Source organism: Cellulomonas sp. FA1 (genome assembly GCF_000986825.1).
Lineage (GTDB): Bacteria > Actinomycetota > Actinomycetes > Actinomycetales > Cellulomonadaceae > Cellulomonas > Cellulomonas iranensis.
Map to the genome: position 1 here is coordinate 2,031,980 of NZ_LBMY01000001.1, position 19,267 is coordinate 2,051,246.

Here is a 19,267-nt window from a genome sequence, read left to right on the forward strand (position 1 = left end):
GTCCGCATTATCGGCACTGCGGCTCGTGGACTTCAGTCCCGCCTCCGGGCGACTTCACCCCGGACCGGCGTGTCGGGCGTGTGTCGTCACCCGACCGGTCCCTTCACGGACGGGCGTCCGTCGTGCCCTCGGCCGCGGGCTCGAACGTCAGGCTCACCGAGTTCATGCAGAACCGGTCGCCCGTGGGCGTCTGCGGCGCGTCGTCGAAGACGTGCCCCAGGTGCGAGCCGCAGCGCGCGCACCGCACCTCGGTGCGGACCATGCCGTGCGACGTGTCGGTCAGCAGCTCGACGCGGTCGCCCGCGAGCGGCGAGAAGAAGCTCGGCCAGCCGCAGTGCGAGTCGAACTTGGTGTCGGAGCGGAACAGCTCGTTGCCGCACGCGCGGCAGCGGTAGACGCCCTCGCGGTGCTCGTCGAGCAGCGCGCCGGTCCACGCGCGCTCGGTGCCCGCGCGCCGCAGGACCGCGAACTCCTGCGGCTCGAGCTCGAGACGCCACTGGTCGTCGGACTTGGTCACGGGGTACCGGTCGGTCACCACAGCTCCCTGGGGTCGTGGGGCGCGTCCCGCGGGTGCGGTCGCACCACGCACAACACCCGGGCGCGCCCGCGCGTTCCCGGGCCGCCGCGACACGACACGCGGACGCCGCGCGGCGGGTCGGACCGAATCAGGTCGGACGTCCTACTCTGTCCGGGACGTCCCCGGCCGGGGGCGTCGCGCCGACGCGCCGGGGAGGGGCCGTGTCGCAACGCTCACGGCGCCGTGGCAGCCTCACGCGCTCGTTCGCGCTGGTCAGCCTCGTCGGCATGGTCGCGCTCGGCGTCGCCCTCGTGACCCTCACGGCGCAGCAGATGCGCGCGCAGGCCGTCGGCGACGGCACCTCGATGGCCGCCGTGGTGGCGCGCTACGCGGCCGGCGGCGTCGCGGCCGGCTCGTTCGTCACGGGCGTCGCGTCGCCCGACGAGACCGCGGCCATCGCGGCGCGCACGAGCGCGTTCGACGAGCGCCTGGTCGAGCTGCGGCTGTGGGGCCTCGACGGCCGTCTCATGTACTCGTCCGACCCGGGGACCACGAGCGGCCTGCCGCACTCCGAGCGCTTCGCGGCCGCGATGTCGACCGGCGCGCCGGACCCCGTCGTGCAGGAGGACGTGCGCCGCGGCACGGGCACCGAGCCCCAGCGGCTCACGGTCCTCGACGTGTACGTGCCCGTGCTGCCCGACGACACCGCGGACGACGCGGTGCCCACGGGCGGCTCGGCGGGGCAGCCCGTCGGGGTCGCCGAGGTCGTGCTGGACCACACCGAGACGCAGGCGACGCTCGCGCGCACGTCGCGCACCGTGACGCTGGCGGTGGCGGGCGGTCTCGTGGTGCTGTGGCTCCTGCTGTTCCGGATCGTGGGGACCACGTCGCGGCGGCTGCGCAGCACGGCGCTGGAGAACGCGCGGCTCGCGATGCTCGACTCGCTCACGGGGCTGCCGAACCGCCGCCTGCTGGGCGACCAGATGCGCCGCGCGATCCTGCGCGCGGAGGAGGACGGCGGGCGCGTCGGGCTGATCCTGCTCGACATCGACCGGTTCAAGGACATCAACGACACGCTGGGCCACGACCACGGCGACACGCTGCTCGAGCAGGTCGCGCAGCGGCTGCGGGAGTCGCTGCGCGAGGAGGACGTGGTCGCGCGCCTCGGCGGCGACGAGTTCGCCGTCCTGCTGCCGGACGTGCGGTCCGTGGCGAACGCCGAGCGCCTCGCGGGCCGCGTGCGGCAGCTGTTCGCGCGGCCGTTCGAGATCGGCGACATGACGCTGCACATCGACACCTCGATCGGTGTCGCGTGCCTGCCGGACCACGCCGACGACGCGTCGTCGCTCATGCGGACGGCCGACGTCGCGATGTACGCCGCGAAGCACCACCGCACGGGCGTCGCGGTGTACTCCCCGGACACCGACGACTCGTCGCCGACGCGCCTGGTGCTGCTGGGCGAGCTGCACCAGGCCCTCGCGGCGTCGCGCGCGGCGCGGCGCACCGAGCAGCAGCTGCTCGCGGCGGGTCGCGCCTCGGGCCCGGACGGCCGCGGCGACGCACCCGCCGGGCGCCCCGCCGCGACCCAGCTCGTCATGCACTACCAGCCGAAGCTCGACCTCGGCACCGACCGGGTCGTCGGGTACGAGGCGCTGATCCGCTGGTCGCACCCGACGCGCGGCGTGCTCGCGCCGTCGGCGTTCGTGCCGATCGCCGAGCAGTCCGGCCTGATCCACGACGTGACGCGGTTCGCGCTCGAGGCGACGGTCGTGCAGCTCGCGCGGTGGGAGGCCGAGGGGCGTGACCTGCCGGTGGCGGTCAACCTGTCGGCGCACGACGTCACGACGCCCGACGTGGTCGCCACCATCGAGCACCTGCTGGCCGAGCACGCCGTCCCCGCGCGGCTGCTCGAGGTCGAGATCACCGAGACCGCGCTGGTGGCGGACACCTCACGCGTCGTGCCGGTGCTGCAGCGGCTGCACGCGCTGGGCGTGCGGGTCGCGATCGACGACTTCGGCACCGGCACCACGTCGATCTCGCAGCTGCGCGACCTGCCCGTGGACACGCTGAAGATCGACCGCGTGTTCATCTCCGACCTCGGAGAGCAGGGTCGCGACGGGTCCGAGGTGGTCGTGCAGGCGATGGTCGACCTCGCGCACTCCTTCGGGCTCGACGTGGTGGCCGAGGGCGTCGAGGACGCGGGCACGGCGCGCGTGCTGACGCGGCTCGGCGTGGACCAGGCGCAGGGGTTCCTGTGGGCGCGACCCGCGCCGGCCGAGGCCATCGCGCAGGTCGGTGTGGCCGACACGCACGGCCCGCACCCGGACGGAGTCACCCGACCGGGTGAACTCACGGCATGATGCCTCAGGTCGGCCGCGCCGCTGCCGATGACTGCCGAGGAGCACGCGTGCTCCCTCACGCACCCGACGCCGGATTCGCCCCCGCTCGACCGGAAGGCCCGCTCATGATGGACGAGATCCTCGAGGAGATGATCGACCCCGCTCCCGCGCGCGAGGACGTCCTGCGGCGTCGTCGGCTGTGGGCGACGGGCGCGATCCTCGTCCTCGCCGGGGTCGGCGTCACGTCCCTCACGACCGCCGCGGTCTTCACCGACCAGGACACCGTGAGCAGCGGCATCACGACCGGCTCGGTCGTGCTGACGGCCCCGGGCGAGCCGGTGGAGTTCACGGTGCCCGACGAGCTGCTCGCGCCCGGCGGGTGGGCCGTGGCGCCCGTGACGGTCCGCAACGACGGGTCCCTCAACCTGCGCTACGCGGTCTCGCTCGCGGCGGAGGTCGCGACGCCGTCCGGCGGCGCGCTGGGCGACGGCGACCTGCGCGAGGCGCTGCGGCTGCGCGTGTACGAGGCGCCCGCGGCGGGCTGCTCGGCGCTGAGCGTGCCGACCGCGCCCGAGGGTGCGCTGGGCGACACGGGCCAGGGTCTGCCCGCGACGACGACGGCGATCGTGGGCAGCCCCGAGCGCGGGGCGCAGCCGGGCGACCGGCAGGTCGGGCCCGGTGCGACCGGCGTCGACGCGCTGTGCGTGCGGCTCGACATGGCCGACGGCGACCCCGCGAGCGGCGTGCCGTCCGGCACCGACGACCGGTACCAGCAGACGGCCGTCGCGATCTCGCTGCAGTTCGACTCCGAGCAGACGGTGAACAACTCCTGACCTCGCCCACCATGACGCCGCGCACACGGCCGCAGCCGTTCGTCGAGCGCCGGGCGCCGCGCGTGGCGGCGCCCGCGCACCGGCGTCCGCGGGCGCCGTGGGCGCGACGCGCGGTCACGGCGCTGCTGTGGACGGTCGTCGTGCTGGGCGTGACGGGGTTCGTCGCGGCGACGGTCGTGCCGCTGTGGTTCCAGGCGCGCGACCAGCGCCTGCTGATCGTGACGTCGGGGTCGATGGAGCCGCGGTTCTCGGCGGGTGACGTCGTGGTGCTGCGCGCGGTCGGTGACGCCTCGGAGCTGCGGCCCGGGCTCGTCGTGACGTTCCAGCCGATCGGCTCGTCCGAGCTGGTGACGCACCGGATCGTCGAGGTCGTGCGCCTGCCCGTGATGCGCGAGGTGCCCGGGACGGACGGCCGGCAGGCGCCGGTGCTGGACGCCGCGGGCGAGCCGGAGACGCGCGCGTACATCCGCACGCAGGGCGACGCGAACAGCGCCCCCGACCCGGACGCGACGCCGGTCGAGCGCGTGCGCGGCGTGCTGCTGTCGGTGCACGAGGGCTGGGGGCGCGCGCTCGCCTGGGCCACGTCGGCGGCCGGACGTGCGATGCTGCTCGGACCCCCGCTGCTCGCGCTCGCGACGCTCGAGGTCCTGTCGGTGCTGGACGACCGCCGGCGGCGGGAGGACCGACGACGACGGCAGGCGCCGCAGGACGGGAAGCTCGATGCGCTCCTCCTCGAGTGAGGACCACCGCGACCGCGGTGCCCGCGTGCGACTCGTGCTGGTCGTGGCGCTGCTGGTCGCCGCGGCCGCGGCGCCGGTGGTCGGGCGGACGTCGGCGGTGCTGACGGACCACGACGCGGTCGAGCTGCGCGTGACGGTCGTGACGGCCACGCCGTCGGCGGCGCCCGACGGCCCGTCGGAGCCCGCGCCCGACCCGTCGCCGACGGTGCCGGGCACCGCGGGCCCGGCGTCCGCGACGGACGGCTGAGGGCCGCGGAATACGTGCGGAAGGTGCCGTGTTGTGGCGAGCGGTCGATGCAAATGCATAGAACTCCCGGGCGGCAGGGCCGCCCGGCGGACAGCGAGGTGGACCATGCAGTTCGGGATCTTCTCCGTCGGTGACGTCACGACCGACCCGACGACGGGCCGGACGCCCGACGACACCGAGCGCGTGCGCGCGATGCTCACGATCGCCGAGCACGCCGACGCCGCGGGCCTCGACGTGTTCGCGACCGGTGAGCACCACAACCCGCCGTTCGTGCCGTCGTCGCCGACGACCATGCTGGGCTACCTCGCGGGCCGCACGAAGAACATCGTGCTCTCGACCGCGACCACGCTCATCACCACGAACGACCCGGTGCGGCTGGCCGAGGAGTACGCGATGCTCCAGGTCATCTCCGACGGCCGCATGGACCTCATGATGGGCCGCGGCAACACCGGGCCCGTCTACCCGTGGTTCGGCAAGGACATCCGCCAGGGCCTGCCGCTCGCGATCGAGAACTACGCGCTGCTGCGCCGCCTGTGGGAGGAGGACGTCGTCGACTGGAGCGGCAAGTTCCGCACGCCGCTGCAGGGCTTCACGTCCACCCCGCGCCCGCTCGACGGCGTCGCGCCGTTCGTGTGGCACGGCTCGATCCGCTCCCCCGAGATCGCCGAGCAGGCCGCGTACTACGGCGACGGGTTCCTGCACAACGCGATCTTCTGGCCCATGGAGCACACCGCGCAGATGGTGAACTTCTACCGCCAGCGGTTCGAGCACTACGGCCACGGCCGCGCCGACCAGGCGATCGTCGGCCTGGGCGGCCAGGTGTTCATGCGCAAGAACAGCCAGGACGCGTGGAACGAGTTCAAGCCCTACTTCGACGTCGCGCCGGTCTACGGGCACGGGCCGTCGATGGAGGACTTCACGCGCGAGACGCCGCTCACGGTCGGCAGCCCGCAGCAGGTCATCGACCGCTACGGCGCCTTCTGGGAGCAGGTCGGCCACTACCAGCGCCAGCTGTTCCTCATCGACCACGCGGGCCTGCCGCTCAAGACCGTCCTCGAGCAGATCGACATGCTCGCCGAGGACGTCGTGCCGGTGCTGCGCGCCGAGGCCGAGTCCCGCCGCCCGGCCGACGTGCCGTCGGACCCGCCGTCGCACGCCGAGCGCGTCGCCGCCGCGCGCGCCGCGGGCAAGGTGCACCAGCAGCAGGCCGCGGCCGCCGACCACTGGACCGGCCGCACGGCCGAGGACGACACCGACGCCGCCGACGCGGTCACGGTCTCCTGACGGCACCGGATCGCCCTCCCGCGCGTCACCGGACGAGCCCCGCTCGCCCACCCCGCGCGCGAGAGGGCGATCCAGCCCCAACCCCACCACCCCCGCGAGAGGGCGATCCAGCCCGCCGCGCGCACCGGCACCGCCGGTGGCAGCGTGGACGCACCACCGTCCTGCAGGAGGACCCATGACGTCCCGATCGATCGTCGTCGTCTCGGGCGGCGTGTCCCAGCCGTCGTCGACGCGGCTGCTGGCCGACCGCCTCGCCGAGGCGACCGTCGCCGACCTCACGGCGCGCGGCATCGACACGACCCTCGAGGTCGTCGAGCTGCGCGGCCTCGCGCACGACGTCGTCGACATGACGCTCACCGGCTACGCGCGCCCCGACCTCGCGGCCGCGCAGGCCGCGGTCGCGGGCGCCGACGGCGTCATCGCGGTCTCGCCCGTGTTCACCGCGTCCTACGCGGGCCTGTTCAAGTCGTTCCTCGACGTGCTGGACACCGACGCGCTGCAGGGCACGCCCGTGCTGCTCGGCGCGACGGGCGGCACGTCGCGGCACTCGCTCGTGCTCGAGCACGCGATGCGCCCGGTGTTCGCGTACCTGCGCGCCGACGTCGTGCCGACCACGGTGTTCGCGGCGACGGACGACTGGGCCGAGGCCGGCGACGACGACGTGAAGCCGCTGCCCGAGCGCGTGCGCCGCGCGGCCGCCGAGCTCGCCGAGCGCGTCGCGGGCCGGCAGCGCGCCGCGCGCGGCGGGCTGTACGACGCCGTGCCGTCGTTCGAGGACCTGCTCGGCGGGGCCTGAGGCGGGCCCACTCGCCACGACGACGAGGGGCGGACCACCCGTGGGTGGTCCGCCCCTCGTGCGTGGGGGCCGGCGCGGGGCGCCGGCGCGACGCCTACTGGCGCGTGAGCGTGAACGCGGTGCCGGTGCCCGAGGGCTCGACGTCCAGCTGCTGGTCGGTGAGCGACTGCGACGTGCGCTGGTCGACGTAGACGCGCGCGGCGCCCTGCGCCACCACGTCGTCGCCCGGTGCGGGCTCGGCGACGAGCGCGAGCTCGAAGCCGCCCGAGTCCTGCTCGGCGATGCGCAGTCCGCCCTCCTCGGGCAGTCCGGCGCGGGTCGTGAGGGTCTCGACGGCGGTCTGGGCGTTCTCGGTCAGGGTGAGCACGTGGCGCTCCTCTCCGGTGGCCTGGGTGACGTCGGCCGGGCCACCACGCCCCGCCCGCGACGGCACGGGGGGAGGTGCCGGGGGCGGGACGACGAGCCCCGGTCCGACGCCGTCGGACGTCGTCCACCGTGACCCGACGCGGCGCGGGGACGCAAACGCTGGTCCGCGTCGCGAGACCGGACCGGACACACCGGGCACGCGTGCTGCGGCGCCGCGGCGGACCCCCTACGCTCCGCGGTCACGGCCCCGACGCGCCCGTGCACGAGGGTCGTCAGCGCACGACGTCGACGACCAGCGCGCGGTGGTCCGACAGGCCCGTGTCGACCGACTCCCCCGCCGCGGCGGCACGCACGCCGGGGCCGCCGAGCACGTGGTCGAGCTGCCGCACGGGCGCGTCGACCGGGAACGTCGCGGCCCGCACGAGCGGGCGCAGGCCCGTGAGCCGCGCGGGCTGCTCGCCCGCGAGGTTGAGGTCGCCCATCACCACGTGCGACCCGGGCAGGGCGCGCACCGTGCGCACGAGGTGCCGCAGCTGGCGCACGTTCCAGCCGGGGATGAACGTGAGGTGCGTGCCGACGACGGTGAGCGGCCGGCCGTCGTCGTCGAGCACGGCCGCGAGCGCGGTCCGCGGCTCGTCGCGCACGAGCGCGGGCCACCGCGCGCCCGGGAACCGCACGGGCGCGCGCCGGCGCAGCGTGGGCAGCGTGAGGACGTGCCACTCGAGCACGGGCACGCGCGAGAGCAGCGCGACGCCGTACGCGGCCGACGCGGGCTGCTCCTCGCCCGTGCCCGCGACCCACAGCCCGGGCTCGCCGTGCAGCGTCGCGACGAACCGGTGGTGCGCCGCGCCCATCGCCTCGGCCGCGACGGCCGTGAGGTCGGCGCCGTGCGAGCGCGGCTGCGCGCGGTCGACCTCCTGCAGCGCGAGCACGTCCGCGTCGAGGTGCCGGACCGCCGCCGCGAACCGGTCGAGGTCCACGCGGCCGTCGACGGGCGAGCGCCCGTGCAGGATGTTGAACGTCGCGAGCCGCACGCCGCGATTGTGGCCCGGGGCGTCGGCGCCCGCACGGCGGCCCCGGGGTCCGGCGGCGCGCCGGTCCGGCCGGCGCGGTGCGGGTCCGGCCCGGGTCCGGTCAGCACGGTGCGACCGCGCCCGGCGCCCGCGCCTCGGCGCGCGCGCCGCACGGGCCCGGTGTAGACACCGTGCATGCCCTCCACCCCGACGCCCCTGCCCCTGACGGGCGCGGCCCCGCCGCCGCTGCCGGTGCCGACCGGCGCCGCCACGCCCGACGACCGCGCGGCCCTGCAGGACGGGCTGCGCCGCACGGCCGTCGCGCTGCTCGAGGCGCAGGTCCCGTTCGCGCTGGTCGGCGGGTACGCCGCGTGGGCGCGCGGCGCGCCCGAGCCGAGCCACGACGCGGACTTCGCGGTCGCCGAGCAGGACGTGGACGCCGCGCGCGCGGCGCTGGCGGCCGCGGGCCTCGACGTGCAGGACCCCGCCGAGAACTGGCTGTTCAAGGCGTACCACCACGGGCAGCTCGTCGACGTGATCTTCCGCATGGTCGGCGAGCCCGTGACGCACGAGGACCTCGCGCGGGCCGACGAGCTCGAGGTGCTCGCGGTCCGCATGCCGGTGCTGCCCGCGACGGACATCATCTCGGCGAAGATGCGCGTGCTCGGCGAGCACTACTGCGACTTCACGTGGCTGCTGCCGATGGCGCGTGCGCTGCGCGAGCAGATCGACTGGGAGCGGGTGCGCACCGAGGTCGAGGGCCAGCCGTACGCACGGGCGTTCCTGTTCCTCGCCGACGAGCTCGGGCTGACCGGCCGCACCGGCGAGCGCCTCGCGGCGGGCCCCGGGCGGACGGACCCCGGCTCGGAGGTCTGAGCTCGGACGCCTGAGCTCGGAGGTCTGAGCGCGGACGCCTGAGCTCGGACGCCTGCGCGCGCGTCAGGCGGGGCCGGCGGCAGTCTCGACCGTCGTGTCGGCCGGCGTGCCGCCCGCGGCGCCGTCCGGCGCGTCGACGGCGCCCTCGAGCGCGTCCGCCGGCGCGTCCGCGATCCGCAGCGCCTCGACGAGCTCGCGGTAGAGCGCGTCGGACGCGAGCAGCTGCGCGTGCGTGCCGCTCGCGCGGACGCGGCCGTGCTCGAGCACGACGATCGTGTCGGCGTCGACGACCGTCGACAGCCGGTGCGCGACGGTGACGACCGCGCCCGTGGTCGCGAGCGCGCGGATCGCGTCGTGCACGGCCGCCTCGGTGAGGCCGTCGACCTGCGCGGTGGCCTCGTCGAGCAGCATGACCTGCGGGCGGCACAGCAGCGCGCGGGCCAGCGCGATGCGCTGCCGCTGCCCGCCCGAGACCGACGTCTCCGACAGCCGCGTGTCGAGTCCCTCGGGCAGCGCGTCGAACGCGCCGTCGAGCCGCACGGCCGCGAGCGCGCGCGCCAGCTCGTCGTCGCTCGCGTCGGGGTTGCTGAACAGGAGGTTGTCGCGGATGGTGCCGGGCACGACCGGGGTCTCCTGCTCGACGTACGCGAACCGCGCGCGCACGTCGGCGTGGCTCCACGCCGCGTACGGGCGGCCGTCGAGCAGCAGCTGCCCGGCGGTGGGCTCGAGGAACCGCAGGAGCAGCGAGAACACGGTGGTCTTGCCCGCGCCGGACGGCCCGACCAGGGCCGTGTGCCCGCGGCGCGGCACGCGCAGCGAGAGCCCGTCCACGGCCGGCGGCAGGCCCGGGCCGTAGCGCGCGGTGACGTCGCGCAGCTCGACGACGGGCGTCGCGTCGTCGGGCGCGGCACCCGGTCCCTCGCCCGACGGCGCGGGGTCGTCGACCCGGGCGGCCGCGCGCGTGGGCACGTCGGACGCGTCGGGCTCGACCTCCATCGTCGCCACCTCATTGATGCGGGCCGCCGCGGCGACGCCCGACTGCAGCTGCGTCAGCGACTGCGTGAGCTCGCTGATGGGGCCGACGATGTTGAACGCGTACAGCAGGAACGCGACGAGGCTCGACACCGCGAGGTCGCCCTGCCCGACGCGCCACGCGCCGAACCCGAGCACCACGATGATGGCGAGCTGGATGCCGCCGCCCGAGACGGTCCACGCGAGCGCGGACGTCCGCACGGCGCGCACGGCGTGGTCGCGCGCGTCCCGCGCGGCCGCGAGCACCGCCGCGCCCTGCCGGGCCTCGGCCCGGCTGGACTTGACCGTGCGGACCGCGCGCAACGACCCCTCGAGCGTGCCGCCGAGGCGCCCGAGCGCCTCCTGGGACGCCTTCTCGGCTGCGCCGATCCCGGGCAGCAGCAGCGCCATGCACACGCCCACGACGACGATCGCGGCGACCGTGGTGCCGAGCAGCACGCGGTCGAGCACGCCCATGAGGACGAGCGTGCCGACGAGCGCGACCACGCCGTTGACGAGCCCGACGAGGCTCGACGACGTCGCCTCGCGCAGCAGCACGGTGTCGGACGTGACGCGCGTGACGAGCTCGCCGGGAGGGCGGCCCGTGATCGCCTGCACCGTCGCGCGCAGGTACCGGCGCACGAGCGACTCGCGCGCGTCGAGCACGATGCGCTCGGCGAGCGCGCCCATGACGACGGCCTGCACGTACCCGATCGCGGCACCGACGACGCACAGCACGAGCAGCCACGCGACCGGCCGCGCGAGCGACTGCCCCGTGCCGAGGGTGTCGAGCACCCACTTGGTGACCATGGGCGTCGCGAGACCCAGACCGGTGGCCGCCAGGCCCAGCAGCAGGCCGAGGCCGAGCGTCCCGCGGTGCGGGCGCACCAGCGCGAGCAGGACGCGGAACCGCTCGCGCGTGCCCCCGCCCGTGGGCGTCTCGACCGGAGGGGCGGGTGCGGCGGCCATGCGTCCAGTCCAGCAGCGGGGTGCGGTGCGGTCGATCCGTCGCGCGACCGACATCGCGCCACGGGCTCCGTCCCGCGGACGAGATCCGCCCCCGACCTGCGGCGTCCCGCGGCCTCGGTGACGATGAGGGGCATGGCCGACATCACCACCCCCACCCTGACCATCCCCGGCGGCGCGATCCCCGTGCTCGGGTTCGGCACGTGGCAGGCGGAGGGCTCCGACGCGGAGCTCGCCGTCTCGGCCGCGCTGCAGCTCGGGTTCCGGCACGTCGACACCGCGACGGGCTACGGCAACGAGGCGCAGGTCGGGCGCGCGCTCGCGACCGTGGGCATCGACCGCGACGACGTCTTCGTCACCACCAAGCTGCCGCCGGACCACGCGGGCCGCGAGCGGCAGACGATCACCGAGTCGCTGGCCGCGCTCGGCACCGACCACGTCGACCTGTGGCTCATCCACTGGCCGCCGCACAAGCAGGCCAGCCCCGAGGTCTGGCAGGAGCTGCGCCGCGCGCGCGACGAGGGCCTGACCCGCTCGATCGGCGTCTCGAACTACTCGATCGCGCAGATCGACGAGCTCATCGCGGCGACGGGCGAGGCGCCCGCGGTCAACCAGATCCCGTACTCGCCGGTCGACCACGACCCGGACCTGCTGGCGGCGCACCGCGAGCGCGGCGTCGTGGTGGAGGGGTACAGCCCGCTCAAGCGCACCGACCTCGCCGCCGCGCCGATCGTCGCGGCGGCGCGCGCGCACGGCGTGACGCCCGCGCAGGTGGTGCTGCGCTGGCACGTCGAGCACGACGTGGTCGTGATCCCGAAGTCGGTGCGTCGCGAGCGCATCGAGGAGAACCTCGGCACGCTCGGGTTCTCGCTGACGGCCGACGAGGTCGCGGCGATCGACGCGCTGGGTCGCTGAGCGCAGGTCGCTGAGAGCGGGTCGCTGAGCGCTGCCTCGCTGCGCGCGGCGCCGGCACGCGGGCGACGGGGTCCGGGCGGCGACGCCCGGGCCCCGTCGTGCTGTCACGGCGCGGTCGCGCTGCTGCGGAGGCCGCGCTGCTGCAGCGGACGGGTTCGGGGGCGGGAAGGGCCGCATCCGGGGAGGTGGTCGCGCTCCCACCTCGCACGTGCTCGCCGTCGTCGCTCTGCGCGACCGACGAGCACGTCGGGCGTCCGGCCTACCGAGGGACCGGGCCCGTACTGCGGTCGGCGTCACGCCGTTGTGGCACCGGACGCAGGTCTACCGGAACCGGACACGTGACGTCAACCACACGTCCGGGGACGTTCCGCCCCGCGCCTGCCCCCGGCCTCGACCGGCCGGGGGCAGGCGCGTCACGCGGGTCGGGTGCGCGTCACCAGCCGCCTGCGACGGCGCGGATCAGCTCGCCGTCGGGGGTGTCGCCCGACAGTTCCCAGAAGAAGGCGCCGCCCAGGCCCTTGCCGCGGGCCCACGTCATCTTGGACGCCATGGTCTGGGGGGTGTCGTAGCTCCACCACTCGCTGCCGCACCTCGCGTACGCGGTGCCGCCGACCGTGCCGGTCGCCGGGCACCGCGTCTTGAGCACCTCGTAGTCCTCGATGCCCGGCTCGTACGTGCCGGGGGCCGCACCGGTCGCGGTGCCGCCGGGCGCGGACTGCGTCACGCCCGTCCACCCGCGCCCGTAGAACCCGACACCCAGCAGGATCTTCCTGGCGGGGACGCCCTTGGCGATCAGCTTGTTCACGGCCGCCTCGGAGGTGAAGCCCTGCTGCGGGATGCCGGTGTACGACGTCAGCGGCGAGTGCGGGGCCGTCGGCCCCTGCGGGGTGAACGCACCGAAGTAGTCGTACGTCATCGGCATGATCCAGTCGAGCTTGGTCGCCGCGGTCGCGTAGTCGGTCGCGTCGATCTTGCCGCCGTTCGAGCCGTCGGCCGTGATGGCCGCGGTGACCAGCGCCGACGGGCCGAACTTCGCGCGCAGCGCCGTGACGACCCGGTCGAACGCCTGCGGGCCCGACGCGTCGCACGTGAGGCCGCACGCGTTGGGGTACTCCCAGTCGACGTCGATGCCGTCGAAGACGTCCGCCCAGCGCGGGTCCTCGACGAGGTCGTAGCAGGACTGCGCGAACGCCTCGGGGTTCGCGGCGGCCTGCGTGAAGCCGCCCGACCACGTCCAGCCGCCGAACGACCAGATGACCTTGAGGTTCGGGTGCATGGCCTTGAGCTTGCGCAGCTGGTTGAACGACCCGCGCAGCGGCTGGTCCCACGTGTCGGCCTTGCCGTCGACGGACTGCTCCGCGGTGTAGGCCTTCTCGTAGTCGGCGTAGGAGTCGCCGATCGAGCAGCGGCCGCCGGTGGTGTTGCCGAACGCGTAGAGGATGTGGGTCAGCCGGTCGGCCGAGCCCGAGGTCTGGACGTCCTTGACGTGGTAGTTGCGGCCGTAGACGCCCCACTCGGCGAAGTAGCCGACGACCTTCGACCCGCCCGGGGGCGGCGTCGTGGGCGTGGGCGTGGGGCTGGTCGTGGGCGTCGGCGTGGGTGTCGCCGTGGGCTTCGGGGTCGACGTGGGCGTGGGGGTGGGCGTCGCGCCGCCGCCGGTGCACGAGCCGCCGTTGACGGTGCAGGACGTCGGCGCGCCCCACGCGCCCGAGGCGACGTAGCCCCAGGTCTGCGACGCCCCGGGTGCGAGCGGGCCGGCCCAGCTCTTCTTGCTCGCGCGGTACGACTGGCCGTCGCGCGTGACGTCGGCGTCCCACGAGCTCGTGATCGCCCGACCGTCCGGCAGGCGGAAGTCCACGGACCACGTCGCGACGCTCGTGGTCCCCGTGTTGGTCACCGTCACGGCGACCTCGTGCCCGGTGGTCCACGAGTCGCGCGCCGTGAACGTCACCGTGACGCCGCCCGCGGCGTTGGCGGCCGGGGCTGCCGCGAGCCCGGCGACGAGGAGCGCGAGCGACGCCACGACCGCGCCGACCGCACGCCGCCGGGTGCCACGCGACCGCCCCGGACCTCGCCCTCCCCCGCGACGCCCGGCTCCCCCTGGTCCCCCGCCGATCTCCCCTGCGTCCTGCTGCGAGACATCTCGACTCCCGTCGTCGAATATGTAAGGACTGCGTACTAATCGGACGAGTACGACGCTAGCGGCGGGCGAAGCGGGCGGTCAATGATGTGATGACTTCCCGAAGGGTGTCGGGTGACTGCGTGGGAACGCGACCGCAGGGGTTCCCGTGCAGGTCAGCGCGGGCCCGCCACACGTTCTGATGAACCGTGCGTCGGGGACGTGGTGACGCGTCGCGCTCCCCCCGCTACCGCGGACGGGCGTCGTCCGTCGCGAAGCCGTCCCGTGACCGCCGCTCGTCGAGCGGCTCGAGCTCCTGGAAGAACGTCACTTGCCAGCCGGCGGGGCCCTCGACGCGAGCGTTGACGGTGCGGAACGGCGTCGGGATCGGTGGTGCCAGCACCCGCGCACCCACCGCCGTCACGGCCTCGACGGCCTGCACGGTGTCCGCCACCTCGAGCGCGAGCCGCAGCGTCGGGCCGTCCGCGGCGGGCGCACCCTCGACCGCGTCGACCGCTCGCGCGTGCGCGGGCGTCGCGAGCTCGATCGTCGCCGTCGCGACGGTCAGGATCGACACGCGGTCGTCGCCCGCGGTCGCGAAGGCCGGCTGCTCGGGCAGTCCGAGCACGTCGCGGTAGAACCGCACGGCCTCATCGAAGTCGGCGGTCTCGATGATCAGTCGGAGCTGGCGGGGCGGCTGCGGGAGCGTCATGCGGACCACCGTGCACCCTCACACGCGTGTCAGGTGCAACCCCCAGCCGCGCCGCGAGCGACCGCAGCGCCGCGATCTCGGCGTCGACCGCCGCGCGTTCGCCCTCGAGCCGCGCGACGGCCGCCCCGAAGGCCGCGCGCAGGCGTGCGGGGTCCTGCTCCGGCGCACCGAGCGCGGGCAGCAGATCGCGGACCACGGAGCTGCAGAAGCCGGCGGCGAAGAGCTCCTGGATGCGTGCGACGACGACCACGTCCTGCGCGACGAAGACCCGCTGGCCGGCCGCCGTCCGGCCGGGCGCGAGCAGGCGCTGCTCCTCGTAGTAGCGCAGCGAGCGGACGCTCACGCCCGTCGCGGCGGCCAGCTCGCCGATCCTCACGGCGCGCCCCTCGTCGCTCGCCGGCCATCACCGGGGTACGCACCGGCGCGGACCCTCGTCGCCACAGATGTCATCACCATCGCCCGCACTTCCACCCTTCGCCGCGATCGCCGGGATGCTGCCAGACCTCACCCTGCGCACCCTCCTTCAGGCCGGTGGCGGTGCCGGCAGCACTGGTCACCGCCGTGCCACCACGAGCACCTCCGGTCGAGGATCCACACCTGCGCGGCCGGTCCTGCCCCAGCACGCGGCACGCGTCGGCCACTTTGCCCCGCCGCCTCCGAGACGAGCGGCCTCCGATCAATCACGCCGGTCCCGACCCACGGTCTCCGCGAGGGCGTCGACGAGCCTGAGCATCGCGGGCCCGGCCCGCCCCAGGGCGTCCCTGTCATCGGGGCTCAACCGGTCGAGCGCCACGTCGATCGTCGCTATCCGCGCGGACGCCGCGCGCCGCAACAGCTGATCTCCGTCGGCAGTGGCACTCACGAGCACTGCCCGCGCGTCGTCGGGGTGAGCGTCCCGTCGAGCCAGACCCAGGGCCTCCAGCCCGTCGACGATCCGCGTCATCGTCGGGCCGGCCACGTCCTCCGAGGCCGCGAGCCGGCCCAGGGTGGTCGGACCGCCGAACACGAGCACGGACAACGCGCTGAGGCGCGCGGGCGTCAGACCTGCGCGACGGTCGACGACGCCGAGCCACCGCAGGATCCGGGTCGCACTCGAGTTCAACTGCCCGGCAGTGGTCTCGAGCATCCCTGCTCTTGTGCCTCCCATACCTTGTATATAGCATCCCTATGGACAATTACGTAGCATCACTACTGAACCGAAGTGGCAGTGAAGATCGCACAGGTGGCACAGCACGCCGGCGACCTCGACCGCGCGCAGACGTTCTACACGGAGCTCCTCGGGACGCAGCCGGTAGGCCGGGTCGATCCCGCCGGGTTGCTGTTCTACGCCGTCGGGGACACTCGACTGATGCTGGACCTCGCGGCGCCGTCGTCCGTCCTCTACCTGGAGGTCACCGACCTCCCAGGGAGAGTCGAGCAGCTCCGTGCACACGGCGTGGTCGTCGAGAACGAACCCCACGTGCTCTTCGAGCACCAGGACGACAGCCTCGGCCCCGCAGGCTCGGCAGAGTGGCAGGCCTTCGTCCGCGACAGCGAAGGCAACCTGGTCGGGCTCGTCGAGCACGTGACGACCGCGACGTGACCACCCCGGTCGCGTCGCGCATGGGTCATCGGCGGGCCGGCCCACGTCGAGGCCACCGCCGGCGCACCGACCGGCAGCCCGGTCGTCGACGAAGGGGTGCGCGGGCGCGCGGCGTTCTCGATGTGGATCAGCACCACGCCGCACGGTCGACCCGCCGGGCACGCGACAGCCGATCGCCCGGAGACCCGTGGTCAGAACACCCACGCACCTCCCGACGCGACCAGCTGTCGAGACACCCGGCGCCGGCATCGACGCACCGCTTGCCCGGACGTCGGCCGGCAAGGTAACTTGTCGCCGTGGACAGCGACCCGATCGTTCTTCACAGCGCCTACCGGCACGGCGTGTCAGAGGACTCGATCAGGCACGCGCTACGCAACCACGTCGACCTGTTCGACGTGGGAGACGGGATGACGATGGTCATCGGTCCGGACCGCAGCGGCGGTCTCGTCGAGGTCGGCGTCGTCGAGCGCTACGACGACCTGTACGTCGCACACGCCATGCCCGCACGACCGAAGTTCCTGAGGTGATGCCGATGCCCCGCTCGCTGGACGAGATGATGGCCCAGGCGGACGACCTGGCCGACCGCTTCGAGGCGTACGAGCCCGAGCCCGGTGACCGTGACACCGTCGCTCCTCTCACGCAGCTGCGGCTCGCTGCCCTCAAGCGAGCCGAGGCCGAACGTGAGATCGCCGAGGCCGTCGCGAACGCCCGTCGCGCGGACACGTCGTGGAAGGTGATCGGCGCTGCTGTCGGGACGAGCGGCGAGGCGGCGCGTCAGCGGTACGGCAAGCGCGCGTCCTGAGAGACAGGCACTCCCGCCGAGCCCTTCAGGAAGCGCCCACCGCCCTTCGAACCGCTCGAGGTAGCCGCGCCCGGCCCGGCGCACGGCGTCGGCCGGGGTCCGACGTCGCCGGTGCGCGGGTCTCCTGCTCGACGCCCGCCCTCACCGCCGAGCCCGTGCGGCACGCGGCTCACGGGACGACGACCGTCATGCCCCCGGCGCCGGGCCGCGCGAGGCCCGCGAGCGCGTCCGCCGCGTCGTCGAGCCCGACGGTCCGCCCCACGAGGGACGACGGCGCGAGCCGGCCGTCGGCGATCGCCGCCAGCATCGCCGGGTACTCGTGCGCGGCCATGCCGTGCGAGCCGTGCACCGACAGCTCCCACGCGACCACGCGGTCCATGGGCAGCGCCGTCCACGCGTCGTCGCGCAGCAGCAGCCCGACCTGCACGTGGCGGCCGCGGCGGCGCAGCGCGAGCACGCCGGCCTGCGCGGTCGCGGGGCTGCCGAGCGCGTCGAGCGCCGCGTGCGCGCCACCCGCGGTCGCGTCGACGACGCGCGCGGCCAGAGCCGCCGGGTCGTCGTCGCCCGGGTCGAGCACGACGTGCGCGCCGGCATCCGTCGCGGCGGCGCGCGCGGCGGGCGACGGGTCGACCGCGACGACGTGCGCACCCGCCGCCGCGGCGACCATGACGGCCGACAGCCCGACGCCGCCGCAGCCGAGCACCGCGACCTCGTGCCCCGTGCGCACCGCGGCGTGCACCGTGACGGCGCGGTACGCGGTCGCGAACCGGCAGCCCAGGGCAGCCGCGGCCACGGGCGACAGGCCGTCCGGCACGCGCACGAGGTTCGTGTCGGCGTGGTCGAGCGCGACGAGCTCGGCGAACGAGCCCCACCGCGTGAACCCCGGCTGCGTCTGGTGCGGGCACACCTGCTGGTCCCCCGTGCGGCACGTCGCGCACGCGCCGCACGCCATCACGAACGGCACGGTCACGACGTCTCCCGCGCGCCAGTCGCGCACGTCGGGCCCGACCTCGACGACCGTGCCCGCGAGCTCGTGCCCCGGCACGTGCGGCAGCCGCACGTCGTCGTCGTGACCCTGCCACGCGTGCCAGTCGGACCGGCACACACCCGTCGCGGCGACGCGGACCACCACGCCGTCGGGCGGGCACGCCGGGTCCGGGACGTCACGGACCTGCGGGAGCACCCCGAACTCGTCGACCACCAGCGCGCGCACGGGCCCATCCTGCCCCGCGCGCCGGCGGACGCGCCGAGGCCGGGCCGACGCACGGTGCGTCGACCCGGCCCCGGCTCACGACCTCGGCCCTCAGGACGCGAGGAACTCCAGCAGCGCGGCCGTGACCTCCTGCGCGTGCGTCCACAGCAGACCGTGCGGCGCGCCCTCGACCTCGACGTACGTGGCCTGCGGCAGCAGCGCGTGGAACGGCCGGCCGGTGGCGTCGATCGGCAGGATCCGGTCCCCCGTGCCGTGCAGGATCAGGGTCGGCACGTCGATCGCGGCGATGTCGGCGCGCAGGTCGGTGTGCCACGTCGGCACGACCTCCCACGCGGCCCACGGCGCGGCGCCCGCGGCGACCTGCCACGAGCCGCGCACCGCGGCCTCGCTGATGCGCGAGCCGAGGTTCTCGTCGAGGTTGTAGAAGTTCTGGAAGAACTCGTCGTACCAGGCGAACCGGTCGCGCTGCGCGTTCGCCGCGATCTCGTCGAACGCGCTCTGCGGCAGACCGTGCGGGGTCTCGTCGGTCTGCAGCAGGAACGGCTCGATCGACGCGAGGAACGCGGCCTTCGCGACGCGGCCCGAGCCGCGCGTGCCCAGGTAGCGGCCGACCTCGCCCGTGCCCATCGAGAACCCGACGAGCACGACGTCGCGCAGGTCGAGGGTCGTCAGCACCGCGTCGAGGTCCGCGGTGAACGTGTCGTAGTCGTAGCCCTGCGTGGCCTTGGTGGACCGGCCGAACCCGCGGCGGTCGTAGGTGACGACGCGGTACCCGGCGTCGAGCAGCGCGACGGTCTGCTTCTCCCACGAGTGCCCGTCGAGCGGGTAGCCGTGGATGAGCACCACGGGCTGCCCGCTGCCGTGGTCCTCGTAGTAGAGCTCGACGGTCTGGTCGGTGGCGGTGCTGGTGACGTACGGCATGCCCCTTGCCTTCCT

General features: G+C 74.9%; 21 protein-coding genes. 11 read left to right on the plus strand and 10 right to left on the minus strand.

What is annotated here, in order from left to right; translation table 11 throughout:
* Positions 1–103: 103 nt before the first annotated feature.
* On the minus strand, positions 104–535 hold the full coding sequence (gene msrB, locus GY42_RS09125; protein ID WP_046530756.1) for a peptide-methionine (R)-S-oxide reductase MsrB: 432 nt from the start codon (positions 533–535) through the stop codon (positions 104–106).
* Between the two features lie 203 nt (positions 536–738).
* On the opposite strand from msrB, the gene GY42_RS09130 reads away from it, so the two are divergent.
* From GY42_RS09130 to GY42_RS09155, 6 genes are all read left to right on the plus strand, one after another.
* Complete coding sequence (locus GY42_RS09130) at positions 739–2,877, plus strand: putative bifunctional diguanylate cyclase/phosphodiesterase (protein ID WP_236686756.1); 2,139 nt, start codon at positions 739–741, stop codon at positions 2,875–2,877.
* 104 nt (positions 2,878–2,981) lie between these two features.
* Complete coding sequence (locus GY42_RS09135; protein WP_046529100.1) at positions 2,982–3,689, plus strand: hypothetical protein; 708 nt, start codon at positions 2,982–2,984, stop codon at positions 3,687–3,689.
* An 11-nt stretch (positions 3,690–3,700) separates the two neighbouring features.
* The gene (locus tag GY42_RS09140) at positions 3,701–4,429 is read left to right on the plus strand and encodes a signal peptidase I (RefSeq protein WP_226238913.1); all 729 of its coding nucleotides are present in this window, start codon (positions 3,701–3,703) and stop codon (positions 4,427–4,429) included.
* A 25-nt stretch (positions 4,430–4,454) separates the two neighbouring features.
* Positions 4,455–4,676, plus strand: a complete 222-nt coding sequence (locus tag GY42_RS09145; protein ID WP_152667251.1) for a hypothetical protein — start codon at positions 4,455–4,457, stop codon at positions 4,674–4,676.
* Positions 4,677–4,781: 105 nt separating this feature from the next.
* Positions 4,782–5,960, plus strand: a complete 1,179-nt coding sequence (locus GY42_RS09150; protein WP_046529102.1) for an LLM class flavin-dependent oxidoreductase — start codon at positions 4,782–4,784, stop codon at positions 5,958–5,960.
* Between the two features lie 175 nt (positions 5,961–6,135).
* A complete protein-coding gene (locus tag GY42_RS09155) occupies positions 6,136–6,756 on the plus strand; it encodes an FMN reductase (RefSeq protein ID WP_046529103.1) in 621 nt (206 codons plus the stop codon).
* A gap of 94 nt (positions 6,757–6,850) precedes the next feature.
* On the opposite strand, the gene GY42_RS09160 is transcribed toward GY42_RS09155, so the two are convergent.
* Both GY42_RS09160 and GY42_RS09165 read right to left on the minus strand, forming a co-directional pair.
* Entirely contained in the window at positions 6,851–7,123 is a 273-nt protein-coding gene (locus tag GY42_RS09160) for an adhesin (RefSeq protein WP_046529104.1), read from the minus strand.
* Between the two features lie 271 nt (positions 7,124–7,394).
* Positions 7,395–8,156 (minus strand): endonuclease/exonuclease/phosphatase family protein, encoded by a 762-nt coding sequence (locus tag GY42_RS09165; RefSeq protein ID WP_046529105.1) that lies wholly within the window; start codon positions 8,154–8,156, stop codon positions 7,395–7,397.
* A gap of 174 nt (positions 8,157–8,330) precedes the next feature.
* Between GY42_RS09165 and GY42_RS09170 the strand changes: the two genes are divergently transcribed.
* Entirely contained in the window at positions 8,331–9,011 is a 681-nt protein-coding gene (locus tag GY42_RS09170) for a nucleotidyltransferase family protein (protein ID WP_082131437.1), read from the plus strand.
* Positions 9,012–9,074: 63 nt separating this feature from the next.
* Here GY42_RS09170 and GY42_RS09175 read toward each other — a convergent pair whose 3' ends face one another.
* Positions 9,075–10,991 (minus strand): ABC transporter ATP-binding protein, encoded by a 1,917-nt coding sequence (locus tag GY42_RS09175; protein ID WP_082131438.1) that lies wholly within the window; start codon positions 10,989–10,991, stop codon positions 9,075–9,077.
* A 132-nt stretch (positions 10,992–11,123) separates the two neighbouring features.
* Between GY42_RS09175 and GY42_RS09180 the strand changes: the two genes are divergently transcribed.
* Positions 11,124–11,903 (plus strand): aldo/keto reductase, encoded by a 780-nt coding sequence (locus tag GY42_RS09180; RefSeq protein WP_046529106.1) that lies wholly within the window; start codon positions 11,124–11,126, stop codon positions 11,901–11,903.
* Between the two features lie 433 nt (positions 11,904–12,336).
* On the opposite strand, the gene GY42_RS09185 is transcribed toward GY42_RS09180, so the two are convergent.
* From GY42_RS09185 to GY42_RS09200, 4 genes are all read right to left on the minus strand, one after another.
* A complete protein-coding gene (locus GY42_RS09185; protein WP_046529107.1) occupies positions 12,337–13,926 on the minus strand; it encodes a glycosyl hydrolase family 18 protein in 1,590 nt (529 codons plus the stop codon).
* 343 nt (positions 13,927–14,269) lie between these two features.
* Positions 14,270–14,734 (minus strand): VOC family protein, encoded by a 465-nt coding sequence (locus GY42_RS09190; RefSeq protein WP_046529108.1) that lies wholly within the window; start codon positions 14,732–14,734, stop codon positions 14,270–14,272.
* The gene (locus GY42_RS09195; RefSeq protein WP_052748282.1) at positions 14,673–15,110 is read right to left on the minus strand and encodes a MerR family transcriptional regulator; all 438 of its coding nucleotides are present in this window, start codon (positions 15,108–15,110) and stop codon (positions 14,673–14,675) included. The genes GY42_RS09190 and GY42_RS09195 overlap by 62 nt, the downstream gene beginning before the upstream one ends.
* A 300-nt stretch (positions 15,111–15,410) precedes the next feature.
* Complete coding sequence (locus GY42_RS09200; protein WP_046529109.1) at positions 15,411–15,860, minus strand: MarR family winged helix-turn-helix transcriptional regulator; 450 nt, start codon at positions 15,858–15,860, stop codon at positions 15,411–15,413.
* Positions 15,861–15,935: 75 nt separating this feature from the next.
* Between GY42_RS09200 and GY42_RS09205 the strand changes: the two genes are divergently transcribed.
* From GY42_RS09205 to GY42_RS09215, 3 genes are all read left to right on the plus strand, one after another.
* Positions 15,936–16,316, plus strand: a complete 381-nt coding sequence (locus GY42_RS09205; protein WP_330217841.1) for a VOC family protein — start codon at positions 15,936–15,938, stop codon at positions 16,314–16,316.
* A 296-nt stretch (positions 16,317–16,612) separates the two neighbouring features.
* Positions 16,613–16,843 carry a hypothetical protein gene (locus GY42_RS09210; RefSeq protein WP_046529111.1) on the plus strand — a complete coding sequence of 77 codons (231 nt, stop codon included), beginning with the start codon at positions 16,613–16,615 and terminating at the stop codon, positions 16,841–16,843.
* A 5-nt stretch (positions 16,844–16,848) separates the two neighbouring features.
* Positions 16,849–17,118 (plus strand): hypothetical protein, encoded by a 270-nt coding sequence (locus GY42_RS09215; protein WP_082131718.1) that lies wholly within the window; start codon positions 16,849–16,851, stop codon positions 17,116–17,118.
* A gap of 169 nt (positions 17,119–17,287) precedes the next feature.
* Here GY42_RS09215 and GY42_RS09220 read toward each other — a convergent pair whose 3' ends face one another.
* Both GY42_RS09220 and GY42_RS09225 read right to left on the minus strand, forming a co-directional pair.
* Positions 17,288–18,331 (minus strand): alcohol dehydrogenase catalytic domain-containing protein, encoded by a 1,044-nt coding sequence (locus GY42_RS09220; protein WP_046529113.1) that lies wholly within the window; start codon positions 18,329–18,331, stop codon positions 17,288–17,290.
* Between the two features lie 90 nt (positions 18,332–18,421).
* Positions 18,422–19,252 (minus strand): alpha/beta fold hydrolase, encoded by an 831-nt coding sequence (locus GY42_RS09225; RefSeq protein WP_046529114.1) that lies wholly within the window; start codon positions 19,250–19,252, stop codon positions 18,422–18,424.
* Positions 19,253–19,267 lie beyond the last annotated feature (15 nt).

Bases quoted from the DNA above. Each gene is read 5' to 3' on its own strand.
- GY42_RS09225 (WP_046529114.1), bottom strand. From the start codon at position 19,252: ATGCCGTACGTCACCAGCACCGCCACCGACCAGACCGTCGAGCTCTAC.
- GY42_RS09180 (WP_046529106.1), top strand. From the start codon at position 11,124: ATGGCCGACATCACCACCCCCACCCTGACCATCCCCGGCGGCGCGATC.
- GY42_RS09200 (WP_046529109.1), bottom strand. From the start codon at position 15,860: ATGCTCGAGACCACTGCCGGGCAGTTGAACTCGAGTGCGACCCGGATC.
- GY42_RS09215 (WP_082131718.1), top strand. From the start codon at position 16,849: ATGCCCCGCTCGCTGGACGAGATGATGGCCCAGGCGGACGACCTGGCC.
- GY42_RS09150 (WP_046529102.1), top strand. From the start codon at position 4,782: ATGCAGTTCGGGATCTTCTCCGTCGGTGACGTCACGACCGACCCGACG.
- GY42_RS09135 (WP_046529100.1), top strand. From the start codon at position 2,982: ATGATGGACGAGATCCTCGAGGAGATGATCGACCCCGCTCCCGCGCGC.
- GY42_RS09175 (WP_082131438.1), bottom strand. From the start codon at position 10,991: ATGGCCGCCGCACCCGCCCCTCCGGTCGAGACGCCCACGGGCGGGGGC.
- GY42_RS09190 (WP_046529108.1), bottom strand. From the start codon at position 14,734: ATGACGCTCCCGCAGCCGCCCCGCCAGCTCCGACTGATCATCGAGACC.
- GY42_RS09140 (WP_226238913.1), top strand. From the start codon at position 3,701: ATGACGCCGCGCACACGGCCGCAGCCGTTCGTCGAGCGCCGGGCGCCG.
- GY42_RS09155 (WP_046529103.1), top strand. From the start codon at position 6,136: ATGACGTCCCGATCGATCGTCGTCGTCTCGGGCGGCGTGTCCCAGCCG.
- GY42_RS09170 (WP_082131437.1), top strand. From the start codon at position 8,331: ATGCCCTCCACCCCGACGCCCCTGCCCCTGACGGGCGCGGCCCCGCCG.